Genomic DNA, 13,959 nt, shown 5'->3' with positions numbered 1-13,959 from the left:
TACACGCCAGCTAATGTTTTAGGGAATAAAGCAGGAAACAGGGAGCGTTAACGCCTTTCCCTGACCCAGAAAACAGTAGCCCAAAAAGTCCTTTCATTCAACAACTTACTGGTAAACAAGAAGTTAGCCTCCGTGAATATAAACGTCGCAGACTTGTTAAATGGGAATTACATCCTGTTATTATTTGTGGTACTGGCGCTGGGTCTTTGCCTGGGTAAATTGCGCCTGGGATCGGTTCAACTTGGTAATTCCATTGGCGTTTTAGTCGTCTCCTTATTATTAGGCCAGCAGCACTTCAGCATTAACACGGATGCGCTCAACTTAGGTTTTATGTTGTTTATTTTTTGTGTTGGCGTGGAAGCAGGACCGAACTTTTTTTCGATTTTCTTCCGCGACGGCAAAAATTATCTGATGCTGGCGCTGGTGATGGTCGGCAGCGCACTGCTGATCGCCTTAGGACTGGGTAAGTTGTTTGGCTGGGATATCGGGTTAACGGCCGGTATGCTGGCAGGCTCCATGACCTCTACGCCAGTGCTGGTGGGTGCAGGCGATACCCTGCGCCATTCGGGCATGGCTGGCGCACAGCTTTCGACCGCGCTCGACCACCTGAGCCTGGGCTATGCCCTGACCTATCTGATTGGTCTGGTGAGCCTGATTGTCGGCGCGCGCTATCTGCCAAAACTGCAGCATCAGGATCTGCAGACCAGTGCCCAGCAAATCGCCCGTGAGCGCGGGCTGGATACCGACAGCAAACGTAAAGTCTACCTCCCGGTGATCCGCGCCTACCGCGTCGGACCTGAGCTGGTGGCATGGGCAGACGGGAAAAATCTTCGCGAGCTGGGGATTTACCGCCAGACCGGGTGCTACATCGAACGTATCCGCCGTAACGGCATTCTGGCGAACCCGGACGGTGACGCGGTGCTGCAGATGGGCGACGACATCGCGCTGGTGGGTTACCCGGACGCGCATGCCCGTCTCGACCCAAGCTTCCGAAACGGCAAAGAAGTGTTCGACCGCGATCTGCTCGACATGCGCATCGTCACCGAAGAGATCGTGGTGAAAAACCATAACGCCGTTGGCCGTCGTCTGGCGCAGCTCAAGCTGACCGACCACGGCTGCTTCCTTAACCGCGTCATCCGCAGCCAGATTGAGATGCCCATCGACGACAACGTCGTGCTCAACAAAGGCGACGTTTTGCAGGTCAGCGGCGACGCGCGACGCGTAAAAACCGTTGCCGACCGCATCGGCTTTATCTCCATTCACAGCCAGGTCACTGACCTGCTGGCTTTCTGCGCCTTCTTTATTGTGGGCCTGATGATCGGGATGATCACCTTCCAGTTCAGCAACTTCAGTTTCGGAATCGGTAACGCCGCCGGTCTGCTGTTTGCCGGGATCATGCTGGGCTTCCTGCGAGCGAACCATCCGACGTTCGGTTACATTCCGCAGGGCGCATTGAACATGGTGAAAGAGTTCGGTCTGATGGTGTTTATGGCGGGTGTCGGCTTAAGCGCCGGCAGCGGCATTGGACACAGCCTGGGTGCTGTCGGCTGGCAGATGCTGGTTTCCGGCCTTATCGTCAGCCTGGTGCCGGTGGTGATCTGCTTCCTGTTTGGTGCCTACGTGCTGCGCATGAACCGCGCCCTGCTCTTCGGAGCAATGATGGGGGCGCGTACCTGTGCGCCGGCCATGGAAATTATCAGCGACACCGCGCGCAGCAACATCCCGGCGCTGGGCTATGCAGGCACCTACGCTATCGCCAACGTACTGCTGACGCTGGCAGGTACGCTGATCATCATCATCTGGCCAGGACTCGGATAACTCTGAAGTTTGCGCGTAATGAAAAAATTTTTGTTACGCGCAGAACTTTTTTATCAGGGGGCAGTCATAACTAGTGCCACTGCTTTTCTTTGATGTCCCCAATTTGTGGAGCCCATCAACCCCGCCGTTTTGGTTCAAGGTTGATGGGTTTTTTGTTGCCTTAAATAAACCCCAACAAAGAATAACCAAAGCCCGTTATCCAGCTTTTCTAAACGTGAGCATACGTAATGTCAGGCTTAACGAGCGATGTCTAAGTGTTTCCCTCCCCCGCAATCCTCCCAACCATCGCCCGAATCTCGTCCCGGGTTAACGGCGCCCGGTCGGTCACATAGTGCAACGTCATCCCTTCGATAAACGCATCCAGCGCGCGGGTGGTAACCGGATCGAACCACTGCTCCAGCGTAGTCTGGCTCATCTTCATCCAGTCCTGCATCACCGTTTTGAGCGCCGCGCTGCGGTGCATAAAGGCGTAAAGCTGGTACATCAGCGCCATGTTGTGCGGCGTCGTCACCTGCGAACTGTGGATCAGGGTGGTGATGGACTCGCACGCCATTTCAGGCCCGGTGACGCCCGCAAAGAAATTCCGATACTGCTGCGACATCTGCTGCGTAAACCATGTGAACGCTTCCTCCAGCAGTGGCTCCATACCGTCGAAATAGTAGGTCATCGACCCCAGCGGCACGCCCGCGCAGGCGGCGATTTTACGGTGCGTGACGGCGTGAATACCGTGCTCGGCAATGGTATCGAGTGTTGCCTGCAGGATCTTCTCCCGGCGATGCGGATCGTTCGGTGGTCTGCTCATAAATTCCTCACGTGGTTTGTGTACAAATGTACACAAACTTGCTAGTGTTGTCGCTATTGTTGTACTTCTGGTGCTACCCCAATGACGCTGACCTCTCCCCGTAAAACCCTGCAGCTCCGCATGTGGGCGCTATTTATGTTCTTCTTTATTCCCGGTCTGCTGATGGCCTCCTGGGCCACGCGCACGCCCGCCATTCGCGATATTTTGTCTGTCTCTACGGCTGAGATGGGCATCGTGCTGTTCGGCCTGTCGATCGGTTCCATGAGCGGCATTCTCTGTTCCGCATGGCTGGTGAAGCGCTTTGGTACGCGAGCAGTGATCCGCACCACCATGTGCTGCGCGGTGTTCGGGATGGTGGTATTGAGCATCGCGCTGTGGTTTGCCTCGCCGGTGTTGTTCGCGCTGGGGCTGACGGTATTTGGCGGCAGCTTCGGTTCTGCGGAGGTAGCCATCAACGTTGAAGGGGCGGCGGTCGAGCGTGAGATGAACAAAACCGTGCTGCCCATGATGCATGGCTTCTATAGCCTCGGTACGCTGGCCGGTGCGGGCGTGGGAATGGCGCTGACGGCCACGGGTGTGACCGCCAATCTGCATATCCTGCTGGCGGCGCTGGTGTGCATCATTCCGATCCTCACCGGCATCCGGGCCATCCCGGACGGCACCGGTAAAAACTCTGCTGACGAACGCTCGTCAGCCGAAAAAGGACTCCCCTTCTACCGCGATTTCCAGCTGATGCTGATCGGCGTGGTGGTACTGGCGATGGCGTTTGCAGAAGGCTCCGCCAACGACTGGCTCCCGCTGCTGATGGTGGACGGTCACGGCTTTAGCCCGACCTCCGGCTCGCTGATTTACGCCGGGTTTACGCTGGGGATGACCGTCGGGCGCTTCACCGGCGGCTGGTTTATCGACCGCTACAGCCGCGTGGCGGTGGTGCGCGCCAGCGCCCTGCTGGGCGGCCTGGGGATTGCGATGATTATCTTTGTGGACGTGGACTGGATTGCCGGCGTCTCGGTGATCCTCTGGGGACTGGGGGCGTCACTCGGCTTCCCGCTGACCATTTCCGCCGCCAGCGACACCGGGCCGGATGCCCCGACGCGCGTCAGCGTGGTGGCGACAACGGGCTACCTCGCCTTCCTGGTGGGGCCGCCGCTGCTCGGCTTCCTGGGTGAACACTACGGGCTGCGCAGCGCCATGCTGGTGGTGTTAGGGTTGGTGATCATCGCTGCGCTGGTGGCGCGCGCGGTGGCAAAGCCGGAAACGAAACAAACGACACTGGAGAAGGGATATGAGCGTTAAACTGATCGCCGTCGACATGGATGGCACATTCCTGAGCGATGCCAAGACCTATAACCGCCCGCGCTTTCTGGCGCAGTACGCCCGCATGAAGGCGCAAGGCATTCGCTTCGTGGTCGCCAGCGGCAACCAGTACTACCAGCTGATCTCCTTTTTCCCGGAGATTGCCCATGAAATTGCGTTCGTCGCTGAGAACGGCGGCTGGGTCGTGAGCGCCGGAGAGGATGTCTTTAACGGTGAATTGTCGAAAGCCCATTTCGAGACCGTCGCGAATGTATTAAACGACGTTCCGGGCATTGAGATTATCGCCTGCGGAAAAAACAGCGCCTATACGCTGAAATGCTATGACGATAGCTTTAAGGATATCGCCGCGAAGTACTATCACCGGCTCGAAATGGTGAGTGATTTCGACAACCTGAACGACATTTTCTTCAAGTTTGGGCTGAACGTGTCAGACCATGAAATTCCGCGCATCCAGGCGATGCTGCATGAAAAGCTTAACGACATTATGGTGCCCGTGACAACCGGCCACGGCAGTATCGACCTGATTATCCCCGGCGTGCACAAAGCCAACGGCCTGCGGATCCTGCAACAGCGCTGGGGCATAGAGGACAGTGAAGTGGTTGCCTTCGGTGACAGCGGCAACGACGTGGAGATGTTGCGTCAGTCCGGGTTCAGCTTCGCGATGGCGAATGCCAGACCGCATATTAAAGCAGTGGCGCGGTTTGAAGCGCCGCATAATAACGAGGAAGGTGTGCTGGATGTGATTGAGAAGGTGTTGAACGGGGAGGCACCGTTTAATTGATATCGTGCGGTCTGGTGCCTTCACCCTAACCCTCTCCCTGTGGGAGAGGGAATAAACAGATTACGGTTGCAGGGCGTTGCCGACGCGTTTGTCCTTCAGGAACACCATCATCAGGCCAACCCACAGCACGCCATTGGCGAGGTTAAACAGACTGAACAGACCGTTGCCACCCATCGCGTAAGCGTGCTTGCTCACCTCGATACCGACGGTAAAGATCAGCATCTGCAGCATACCCATCGCCGCGGACACCGTGCCTTTACTCATCTCGCTGGCAAACAGCGTCAGGCGCACCAGCCCGGCGTTCGCCACGCCAATCCCGAAAGCATAAAGGCTGAGCCCCGCCGTCATCCACAGATAAGCGTGGGATGACGCAACGGTCGCCACCGCGGCCAGAATCAGCCCTGCTGCAATCGGCCAGCCACCCATAATAATCAGTGAACGCACGGTGCGGCGTGACGTCAGACGTGCCAGCACCAGGTTACCGATAATCAGCGCGCCAAAAATCGGCACCTGCAGCAGACCATACTCGTAGCTGCTGAGCTTTTCACCGCTGATGATAATGACCGGAGACTGCGCAATCCACGCCAGCAGCGGCAGGCTCACAAACCCGGTCGCCAGCGCCCCCGCCAGAAAGCGGCCATTCTTCAGCACTTCTTTGTAATCCCGGCCCAGCTCCTTGAGCGAGAGTTTTTCACCCAGACGGGTCGCCGTTTCCGGCATTGCGCGGTGCAGGCCAAAGAACGCGATAGCGGCGAGAACCGCAAAGAGGATAAACATCCCTTCCCAGGGCGCAACATGTACCCACGCGGCGCCCACCAGCGGCCCGAGTAAAGGGGCAATCAGCGCCACGTTTGCCATGAGCGCGGTAATTTTGATACACACCGCCTCTTCAAACGACTCCTGAATGGCGGCATACCCCACGGCACCGATAAAGCACAGGCTCACCCCCTGCAGGAAACGCAGCAGGGTAAATTGCTCAATGTTTTGCGCCAGCAGCGTAGCGAGGCAGGTGACGATAAACCACACCACGCCGGTCAGCATCACCGGACGGCGGCCAATACGATCCGACAGCGGCCCTAACAGCCACTGTAAAAACATGCCGCCAGCCAGATAGGCGGTCATGGAGGTCGGCACCCATTCAATTCCCGCGTTGTACTGCTCCACAACGGCCAGCATGCCGGGCTGGATCATATCGTTGCCGATATAGGTGGAGAATTCGTAGAGCACCAGACACAGGGGGAAAAGCAACGCCTGACGACCCAGACGTGAACCAGAAGAAGAACGGTTTAACATGCAATCTCTTTAAAATGACAAAATCGCGACGAGTGTAATGAAATGCCGCAGCCCGAGATAGTGATTTATCGAGGATAAACAGAAATAAAGCACATATCGTCTTCGTTTAAGGTTTCCTTAAGTTGACAGATTTATGATAGCCCGATTACTCGTCAACGATCCCAAATTATGGCACTCACTTCCAGCCGTTCAGAATTGTCTAACTTACAGACAAATAAGACAAAACGACTTTACCGCTTACCCTCCCGCTTTTATGGTTATCAGCTTTTCGTGCTGTTAGTCCTTGCCGTGGTGTTTACGTGGCTTTCGCGCGATGAAGCGCTCGACAGATGGATCACTGGTTTTTGGTATGACGCGGCGACGCAGAGCTTCCCGCTGCAGAAAGACCACCTGCTGGATTTGCTCAACCATCGTCTGGCGAAGTATATCGCCATCGCCTTAGGTGCCGTGGCGCTGCTTTACGGCGCTTACAAACGTAACGCCAGGCTGGTTACGGCGGCGCTGCTGATGGGGCTTGGCGCGCTGGTAGTGGGCGTACTGAAAAGCATTAGCCACCACAGCTGCCCGTGGGATCTGGTGGAGTATGGCGGGAAGGCGATGTCTTACCCCCTGTTTAGCGCCGTCCCGACAGACAGCGGGCCGGGGCGCTGTTTCCCCGGCGGCCATGCCTCCAGCGGTTTTATGGTGATGGGGCTGTTTTTTGCCTTCTGGCGCGAGCGTCCACGTCTCGCCTGGAGCTTTGTTGCCCTCGGCGTGCTGCTGGGTCTGGCGATGGGCTTCGGTCAGGTGATGCGCGGGGCACATTTTTTCTCTCACAACCTGTGGGCCGGGTGGTGGGTTTGGTTTTCCCAGGTGGCCGTCTACGGGCTGGTTTCCACCCGGTTTGCAAAAGAGTGATAACGCTATGCTAGAGAATCTGAATTATCAGCTGTTTTATCAGATCAACGCCACACCGGCCTCGCCAGAGTGGATGATTGATTTTGCCACCTTCCTGGCAAAAGATCTGATTAGTATCGTGCCTGTGTTGGCCGCTATCCTCTGGCTCTGGGGCCCTCGCAGCCAGGTGAAGGCACAGCGCCAGCTGGTGATCAAAGTCGCGATGGCGCTCGGGGTCAGCGTACTGGTTAGTTATATTCTCGGCCATGCGTTCCCGCACGATCGTCCTTTTGTCGACCATGTCGGTTATACCTTCCTGCACCACGCGCCGGATGACTCCTTCCCGAGCGATCACGGTACGGTTATCTTCACCTTCGCGCTGGCTTTCCTGTTCTGGCATCGCCTGTGGTCTGGTGCGGTGCTGATGGTCGCAGCCGCGGCGATTGCCTGGTCCCGCGTGTATCTTGGCGTCCACTGGCCGCTGGATATGGTCGGCGGTTTCCTGGTAGGACTGATTGGCTGCGTGAGCGCGGCAATCCTGTGGAATCTCTTCGGTGAAGCGCTCTACCGGGGGCTCTCTTCCCTTTATCGCGCCATTTTTGCCCTCCCGATCCGCAAAGGCTGGATACGTGACTAACCCCAACCGGACAGGTTACACTGAGCCCCCGCCCTGCGGGGGCTCATTTTTTTTATCCTGAGGAACTATGGAAACACGACGCGATGACCGCATAGCTCAGCTGCTTCAGGCGCTGAAGCGTAGTGATAAGCTGCATCTTAAGGAAGCCGCCAACCTCCTCGGCGTCTCAGAGATGACCATTCGTCGTGATCTGAACAGCGACAGCGCTCCCGTGGTGCTGCTGGGCGGGTACATTGTGCTTGAGCCGCGTAGCGCCAGCCATTATCTGATAAGCGATCAGAAAACGCGTCTGGTGGAAGAGAAACGCAAAGCCGCGCGCCTGGCCGCCACGCTGGTACAGCCGCACCAGACGCTGTTTTTTGACTGCGGCACCACCACGCCGTGGATTATCGAAGCCATCGACAGCAGTATTCCCTTTACCGCCGTGTGTTACTCCCTGAACACCTTTCTGGCGCTGCAGGAGAAACCCGAGTGCCGGGTGATCCTCTGCGGCGGTGAGTTTCACGCCAGCAACGCTATCTTTAAGCCGCTCAACCTGCAGGACACGCTCAGCAACTTATGTCCGGACATCGCGTTCTATTCCGCCGCGGGCGTGAATGTGCGTCAGGGGGCGACCTGCTTTAACCTGGAGGAGCTGCCGGTAAAGCACTGGGCATTAAGCGCCGCGCAATACCATGTGCTGGTGGTCGATCACAGTAAGTTTGGTAAGGTGCGGTCGGCAAGAATGGGCGAGCTGGCGCAGTTTGACGCCATCGTCAGCGATTGCCGCCCGGATGAGGAAATTGTGGTCCATGCGAAGGCGCAGCAGGTGAAGTTGATGTATTGAGAGGGGTGCGGCCTGATGCCCGCACCCCGCCCCTCTCCCACAGGGAGAGGGAGAAAAGTATGATGGATTAGCTGAACCAGCTGCCAAACCAGCTGTGGAATTTCATCAATACGAAATCCCACATCCGGCTGAAGAAGCCACCCTCTTCTACCGCTTCCATCACGATCAGCGGACGCTGTTCAATTGACTTCCCGTTTAACTGGAAATCAATCGTCCCGACCACCTGGCCTTTTTTCAACGGCGCGGTGAGCTGCGGGTCGGTCAGGGTAAAGCTGGCCTTCAGGTTTTTCAGCTGACCGCGTGGAATGGTCACGGAACCGGCTTCTCCCGCCCCGAGATTCACTTCACTCTTATCCCCAAACCAGACGCGCTGGCTGACGAACGTGGCATCCGGTTTAATCGGCGTCACGGTTTCATAGAAACGGAAGCCCCAGGTCAGCAGTTTTTCTGATTCGTTAAACCGGATGCGGTCGGTTTTGGTGCCCAGCACAACCGAGATCAAACGCATGTCGCCCTGCGTCGCAGAGGCCACCAGGTTATAGCCCGCGCCCGCCGTGGTGCCGGTCTTCATGCCGTCCACGTTAACGTTGCTGCTCCACAGGAGACGGTTACGGTTCGGCTGGCGAATTTTGTTGAAGGTAAACTCTTTCTCTTTGTGGATCGCGTATTCATCCGGTACGTCGTGGATCAGCGCTTTCCCCAACAGCGCCATGTCGCGCGCGGTACTGAACTGTCCAGGCGCATCCAGGCCGTGAACCGTTTTGAATGTCGTGTTGGTTAAGCCGAGTTTCTGCGCATAGCCATTCATCAAACCAATGAAAGAATCCTGACTGCCGGCCACATAATCGGCCAGCGCGATACACGCGTCATTTCCCGACTGAATAATTACCCCTTTATTCAGATCGGAAACGGACACCTGATCCCCTGGCTTCAGGAACATCACCGATGACCCGCGCAGCGCGGGGTTACCGGTCGCCCAGGCGTCCTTTCCGATGGTGACCATATCGTCCAGCTTGATCTTTCCGGCTTTCAAGGCCTGGCCGACCACATAGCTGGTCATGATTTTGGTCAGGCTGGCCGGATCGAGTTTCTCATCGGCATTGCCTTCCGCCAGCACTTTCCCGCTGGCATAGTCCATCAGGATCCAGGCGCGCGCATCCACCGGTGGCGCTTCGGGCGCAGCCTGTTCTGCTGCGTAGAGAGTTGGTGCAAACAGGAAAAGGAGCGCAGAGCCTGCCGCCAGGCTGCGCAGAGAAGTCATTTTTCGCGTCATAAATGCCACCCGAGTGTCCATTCAAAAATTACGTCACATCACCGTGTCGCAAGAAGCGATGAGTAATAGCGCACTAAAACGGTGAAAGAAACCCAGCGAGGGTAAAGTTATTAAAGTTTATGCAATAACATTCATTTACGCTTTGATTCAGGCGATTTTTTTGTCTTCTGTTGCGTAATTGTTAGGTTTATCTCACCATGGCGAAAAAGGTGACCCGGATTCACAACTCATCAGGAGTAAATATGATTACGCTGTGGGGCAGGAACAATTCGACCAACGTGAAGAAAGTGCTCTGGACGCTGGAAGAGCTGGATTTACCGTTTAATCAAATCATGGCTGGCATGGCATTCGGGGTAAACAGAGAGGCCGACTATCTGGCGATGAACCCGAACGGCCTGGTGCCGCTGCTGCGCGATGACGAAACAGACGCAACGCTTTGGGAATCTAACACCATTGTGCGCTACCTCGCCGCCCAGTACGGTCTTGGCCGTCTGTGGGTTGAAAACCCGGCGCAGCGCGCCCAGGGTGAAAAGTGGATGGACTGGGCAAACCAGACGTTCTCTCCTGTTCACCGGGTGATCCTGATGGGGCTAGTGAGAACCCCCGAGGCCGAGCGCGACTATCCTGCTATTCATGCCGCTCAGGATGCCTGTGAAAACCTGTTTGCCATGATGGATGACGAACTGGCGAAGCACGCCTGGTTCTCCGGCGAGACGTTCGGCGTGGGGGATATTGCCGTGGCGCCGTTTGTCTGGAACCTGACCAATATGGGGCTGAACTGGACGCCGCGCCCTCACCTTGAACGCTGGCTCAAGCAACTGAGCGAGCGTCCGGCGTACCGTAACGTCGTGATGACCCCGGTCACCTGATTACGCACCGGACGGGCTAACTTTTAGCAGTTGCCCGTCCGTTTCATCGGTGAGCACATACAGATACCCGTCCGGCCCCACCCGCACATCGCGAATACGTTGATCCCGATCGCCCAGGATGCGCCCGTCCTCCGTGACCTTGTTGCCCTCTACGCTCAGGACGATAACGTCTTTCTCCTTTAGCGCCCCAATAAACAATTTGTTTTTCCACTGCGGAAAAACGTCGCTGTTGTAGAACGCCATGCCGCTGACCGCGGGCGAGACTTTCCAGACAAACAGCGGCTTCTCGGTTCCCTCGACGTGTTCACCTTTGGCTTCGGGGATTTTCAGGCCACTGTAATTAATGCCGTGTGTCGCCAGCGGCCAGCCGTAATTTTTGCCTTTCTCCGGGATGTTGATTTCATCCCCGCCGCGCGGGCCATGTTCGTTCAGCCAGAGCGTGTCGCTCCACGGATTCATCGCCATTCCCTGCGGGTTGCGAATGCCATAAGACCAGATTTCCGGCCGTGCGCCGGCGGTGTTCACAAAGGGGTTATCCGCAGGGACTTTACCGTCCTCGGTCAGGCGCACCACTTTCCCCTGCAGCTTGTCCAGGTCCTGCGCCGTCGGACGCTGGTTGTTCTCGCCGAGTCCGATAAAGAGGTAGCCTTTGCCGTCAAACACCAGCCGTCCGCCAAAATGGTTACCGGTCGAGAGTTTCGGCATCTGGCGGAACACGACCTGGAATGCCTCGATGCGGGAAAGATCGTCGCTTAAGCGGCCATAACCCACCGTCGTTCCGGCTTTGCCGTCATGCCCTGCTTCGGCGTAACTCAGCCAGACGCGGCGCGACGTTGCAAAATCCGGCGCCAGCACCACGTCCAGCAATCCTCCCTGACCGTTCGCCCAGACCTTCGGAACGCCGACAATGGGATCGGAAAGCCCTTTTCCGGCCTGCCAGTGTTTGAGCTGCCCGCCCCTGAGGGTGACCAGAAGCCCTTTATTGTCCGGCAGGAAAGCCATCGACCAGGGGTGATCGAGTCGGTTTTGCAGCACCTCGACCTTCACCGCTTCTGGCGCCGCAAGAAGTGAAAAGGAAAAGCACAACGCAGGAAGGAAAATCAACGAGGACCGTGGCATGACGCGCTCCTTTTTCGGCATATGGCATAAAGATTAGCCAGTACCTCCGGGCGCGTTACCACTTTTACAAAAGCTTAATCAGAAGGGGGAGTTGCCTCCCCCGGGCTCAGTGTTGTTCAAGCTTCTCATGCTCGGACAGACACATGATGCATAGAGAGAGCGTTGTCAGGCAGTTTTCAAGCTTCTCCGCGTTTACAGCGATAAAATTCGGGCAGTCGCGGCGTCCGTTCATCAAACATACCCCAGCAATGGAGAGCACCTCAGCGGCACGACGCAGCGCCATTAACTCGCATTCATCGTATTCCGCCCTCAGGATCGGTGCTTTTTCACGCATGAAATTGCAAAGTTCAAACAGATTATCACGCAGATGTTCGCTTTCGCTGACTGACATATAGCCTTTGGCCTTCCTGAGCTGCAGATAAGCGGCCAGGTCGATTCGGGCGTTGATCAGCTTGTTAAGCAGATCGCGTTTCAGTCTGTCAACGGACATGCTATTTCCTCCTCTGTAAGCCATGTTGCACAGTCAGAATAAGTTCATTTTTTGTACAGTTTAATGCCTGAGATCAATTATTCTTAACTGATTAACATTATTTACAATGTTACAACCTCTGCCCGGTACATCCCGCTTGCAAAGAGTGTATAAATCCCACGCGATACGCTGTAAAATCCCGCCCTGATAACTCCATAATTGATGAATTTTTAACCTATGAGCAATGTTACGCATCCGCCGAAATCGGCTTCGTCTCCCTCGGCTGCCTAAAGGGCGAAAATAATACGTTGCTGCCTTGGCTCTAAACCCCGGTAGTTCTGACCCTGACGCAAAAACGCCGTGATAAAAACCCGGCGCTTTTAATCAACATTTAATGCTTAGTGTCAAAGGCTCATTTCTCAAGAAAGCCCGGTTTAACATTGGCTTTGCGTCATCCTTAGACCTCTTGAACAACTCCTTTAGGACTATCTTCGCGGTCATCTCGGGGATAAAAAATGATGCAGAGCCGTCAGGATGTTGGGTCAGGCGCTTAAACTCCAGTATGTTTTTGATATCTTCACATTTTGAAGTATCCGCAACATTTTAGACTGAACGAACAAACTCCAAGAATTCACTTTCTGTGTAGCCACGAAATGACCGCTTCAAGATATTTCTCCGCCAGCGATTTGCACGATAACGTCTTTAGAATAGAATTTTTCGCCGAGTAAATTTTCTAAATCCAATGCCTGTGTTTGGCTAACATTGAACCCTGCGATGCCTTTGACAAATGCCTCTTCGTCATCCGACCCCCACCCCATAATAGCAGCAACTCCTTTCAGTTTGCTCTTAGGGATCTCAACCTCTAAAACCAATTCTTCGCTTTGTTTATCAAAGACTTCCACAGAATAGATTACCATCACTTTTCTACCTTTCTGGTTGGATCTGCTGGCTTGGTTTGCTCACCTGTTATGTGATTGAACTCTCCTAAATGGTTGCGGCCCGAACGGTCATAAACTTCGACTGTGCCATGTTGAGAATCCCATTCATAAATTTTACCTTTGGCATCTTTCCATCTTGCCCGAAGTTGTCCGCCACCTTGAATAGCTGTCTTACGTGGTGCTCTTTTCGCATCAGGGAATGCTGGTAATGGAGGGGTCCCTTTTGGTGCAGTGTGGTATTTGTGATCCGCATTCAGATAGACATAAATCGGATCGAAGGTCCCTGCTGGATGCACCAGAATATAATCCCGGAATGAACGTTCTCCCGGTGCTGGGGTAACTGTTGACCACAGGCTGTTGATTTCACTTTCCGGGTAAACCAGTACATTCGGAGGAATATAGACGTTGTCCTGGCTGCCGGTATTGGTCGGGGAAGAATATCCCGGATAGTCAGGAGTCCAAACGACTATCGGCTTATCTGCGCCATCCTCCCAGAACTCATAGTTCCCGGTGGTGGTGTTCTTCTGAAGCATGCGCACTGGCACTCGGTCCTGTCCGCCTCCGGCGCTGACATGGAAGCCTTTCGGCCTCATAATGCCGAACTGGTCAGCCTCCCAGCGAAAGCGAACACGGGTCGGAACATCTTCTTTATTCCGTGCGGCCTGCTCAAGGCGCATTTTATTAATGTTGTCCTGTTCGCCACTGTTGAGCTTTGGCGAGTAGAACATGCCAAACAGAAAAACGGTTGGAGGACTCGGGGCTATCCAGCGACCAGCCGTCGAAAGATTTCCTCCAATTTTCTGCACTGCTGCGTATCCGGCCTCAATTGCTGCATCATTGGCGATCCCTGCTGTAGTCGCGGCCCTTGCTGTTGCCATCCCTGCGGGGGCAGGGTTGAATCTGATTATACGAACGAGATTTCAAATCGTGCAGAAAAAAAC

Annotated in this window: 15 protein-coding genes; 7 read left to right on the top strand and 8 right to left on the bottom strand. The window is 55.3% G+C overall.

All coding sequences use genetic code 11. The features are described from left to right. Nucleotides 1-132: 132 nt before the first annotated feature. Nucleotides 133-1,818, top strand: a complete 1,686-nt coding sequence (locus A4308_RS11100; RefSeq protein WP_014169303.1) for an aspartate:alanine antiporter — start codon at nt 133-135, stop codon at nt 1,816-1,818. 250 nt (nt 1,819-2,068) lie between these two features. On the opposite strand, the gene A4308_RS11095 is transcribed toward A4308_RS11100, so the two are convergent. Continuing rightward, complete coding sequence (locus tag A4308_RS11095) at nt 2,069-2,620, bottom strand: TetR/AcrR family transcriptional regulator (RefSeq protein WP_045281083.1); 552 nt, start codon at nt 2,618-2,620, stop codon at nt 2,069-2,071. Between the two features lie 81 nt (nt 2,621-2,701). Here A4308_RS11095 and A4308_RS11090 point away from each other — a divergent pair, with 81 nt between their 5' ends. Both A4308_RS11090 and A4308_RS11085 read left to right on the top strand, forming a co-directional pair. Then, entirely contained in the window at nt 2,702-3,916 is a 1,215-nt protein-coding gene (locus A4308_RS11090; RefSeq protein WP_014883146.1) for an MFS transporter, read from the top strand. Next, nucleotides 3,906-4,718 carry a Cof-type HAD-IIB family hydrolase gene (locus A4308_RS11085; RefSeq protein WP_045134207.1) on the top strand — a complete coding sequence of 271 codons (813 nt, stop codon included), beginning with the start codon at nt 3,906-3,908 and terminating at the stop codon, nt 4,716-4,718. Before A4308_RS11090 ends, A4308_RS11085 begins: the two co-directional genes overlap by 11 nt. Nucleotides 4,719-4,778: 60 nt before the next feature. Here the strand turns inward: A4308_RS11085 and A4308_RS11080 are convergent, their stop codons facing one another. After that, on the bottom strand, nt 4,779-6,011 hold the full coding sequence (locus A4308_RS11080; protein ID WP_014883144.1) for an MFS transporter: 1,233 nt from the start codon (nt 6,009-6,011) through the stop codon (nt 4,779-4,781). Nucleotides 6,012-6,179: 168 nt separating this feature from the next. On the opposite strand from A4308_RS11080, the gene A4308_RS11075 reads away from it, so the two are divergent. The 3 genes from A4308_RS11075 to deoR all read left to right on the top strand — a co-directional run bounded on the left by A4308_RS11075 (nt 6,180) and on the right by deoR (nt 8,350). Continuing rightward, a complete protein-coding gene (locus tag A4308_RS11075; protein WP_023332498.1) occupies nt 6,180-6,908 on the top strand; it encodes a phosphatase PAP2 family protein in 729 nt (242 codons plus the stop codon). Nucleotides 6,909-6,915: 7 nt separating this feature from the next. Continuing rightward, nucleotides 6,916-7,524, top strand: a complete 609-nt coding sequence (ybjG, locus tag A4308_RS11070; protein WP_023332497.1) for an undecaprenyl-diphosphate phosphatase — start codon at nt 6,916-6,918, stop codon at nt 7,522-7,524. Nucleotides 7,525-7,591: 67 nt separating this feature from the next. Then, on the top strand, nt 7,592-8,350 hold the full coding sequence (gene deoR / locus A4308_RS11065) for a DNA-binding transcriptional repressor DeoR (RefSeq protein ID WP_023332496.1): 759 nt from the start codon (nt 7,592-7,594) through the stop codon (nt 8,348-8,350). Nucleotides 8,351-8,417: 67 nt separating this feature from the next. Here deoR and dacC read toward each other — a convergent pair whose 3' ends face one another. Further along, complete coding sequence (gene dacC / locus A4308_RS11060; protein ID WP_014883140.1) at nt 8,418-9,623, bottom strand: serine-type D-Ala-D-Ala carboxypeptidase; 1,206 nt, start codon at nt 9,621-9,623, stop codon at nt 8,418-8,420. 242 nt (nt 9,624-9,865) lie between these two features. Between dacC and A4308_RS11055 the strand changes: the two genes are divergently transcribed. Then, a complete protein-coding gene (locus A4308_RS11055) occupies nt 9,866-10,492 on the top strand; it encodes a glutathione S-transferase family protein (RefSeq protein ID WP_023338183.1) in 627 nt (208 codons plus the stop codon). On the opposite strand, the gene A4308_RS11050 is transcribed toward A4308_RS11055, so the two are convergent. The 5 genes from A4308_RS11050 to A4308_RS11035 all read right to left on the bottom strand — a co-directional run bounded on the left by A4308_RS11050 (nt 10,493) and on the right by A4308_RS11035 (nt 13,896). Then, nucleotides 10,493-11,611, bottom strand: coding sequence for a PQQ-dependent sugar dehydrogenase (locus tag A4308_RS11050; protein WP_045281084.1), 1,119 nt, complete (start codon nt 11,609-11,611; stop codon nt 10,493-10,495). Between the two features lie 106 nt (nt 11,612-11,717). Continuing rightward, nucleotides 11,718-12,101, bottom strand: a complete 384-nt coding sequence (bssR, locus tag A4308_RS11045; RefSeq protein ID WP_045281085.1) for a biofilm formation regulator BssR — start codon at nt 12,099-12,101, stop codon at nt 11,718-11,720. 436 nt (nt 12,102-12,537) lie between these two features. Further along, the gene (locus A4308_RS22965) at nt 12,538-12,597 is read right to left on the bottom strand and encodes a bacteriocin immunity protein (protein WP_370991365.1); all 60 of its coding nucleotides are present in this window, start codon (nt 12,595-12,597) and stop codon (nt 12,538-12,540) included. Nucleotides 12,598-12,742: 145 nt separating this feature from the next. Then, complete coding sequence (locus tag A4308_RS11040) at nt 12,743-12,997, bottom strand: DUF7683 domain-containing protein (protein WP_023332492.1); 255 nt, start codon at nt 12,995-12,997, stop codon at nt 12,743-12,745. Continuing rightward, on the bottom strand, nt 12,997-13,896 hold the full coding sequence (locus tag A4308_RS11035) for a colicin E3/pyocin S6 family cytotoxin (protein WP_052687573.1): 900 nt from the start codon (nt 13,894-13,896) through the stop codon (nt 12,997-12,999). The genes A4308_RS11040 and A4308_RS11035 overlap by 1 nt, the downstream gene beginning before the upstream one ends. Between the last annotated feature and the right edge of the window lie 63 nt (nt 13,897-13,959).

This window comes from Enterobacter sp. ODB01, from assembly GCF_001623605.1.
Classification (GTDB): Bacteria; Pseudomonadota; Gammaproteobacteria; order Enterobacterales; family Enterobacteriaceae; genus Enterobacter; species Enterobacter kobei.
Note: the sequence above shows the minus strand (reverse complement) of the source record. Positions and strands in the feature narration are given on the sequence as shown.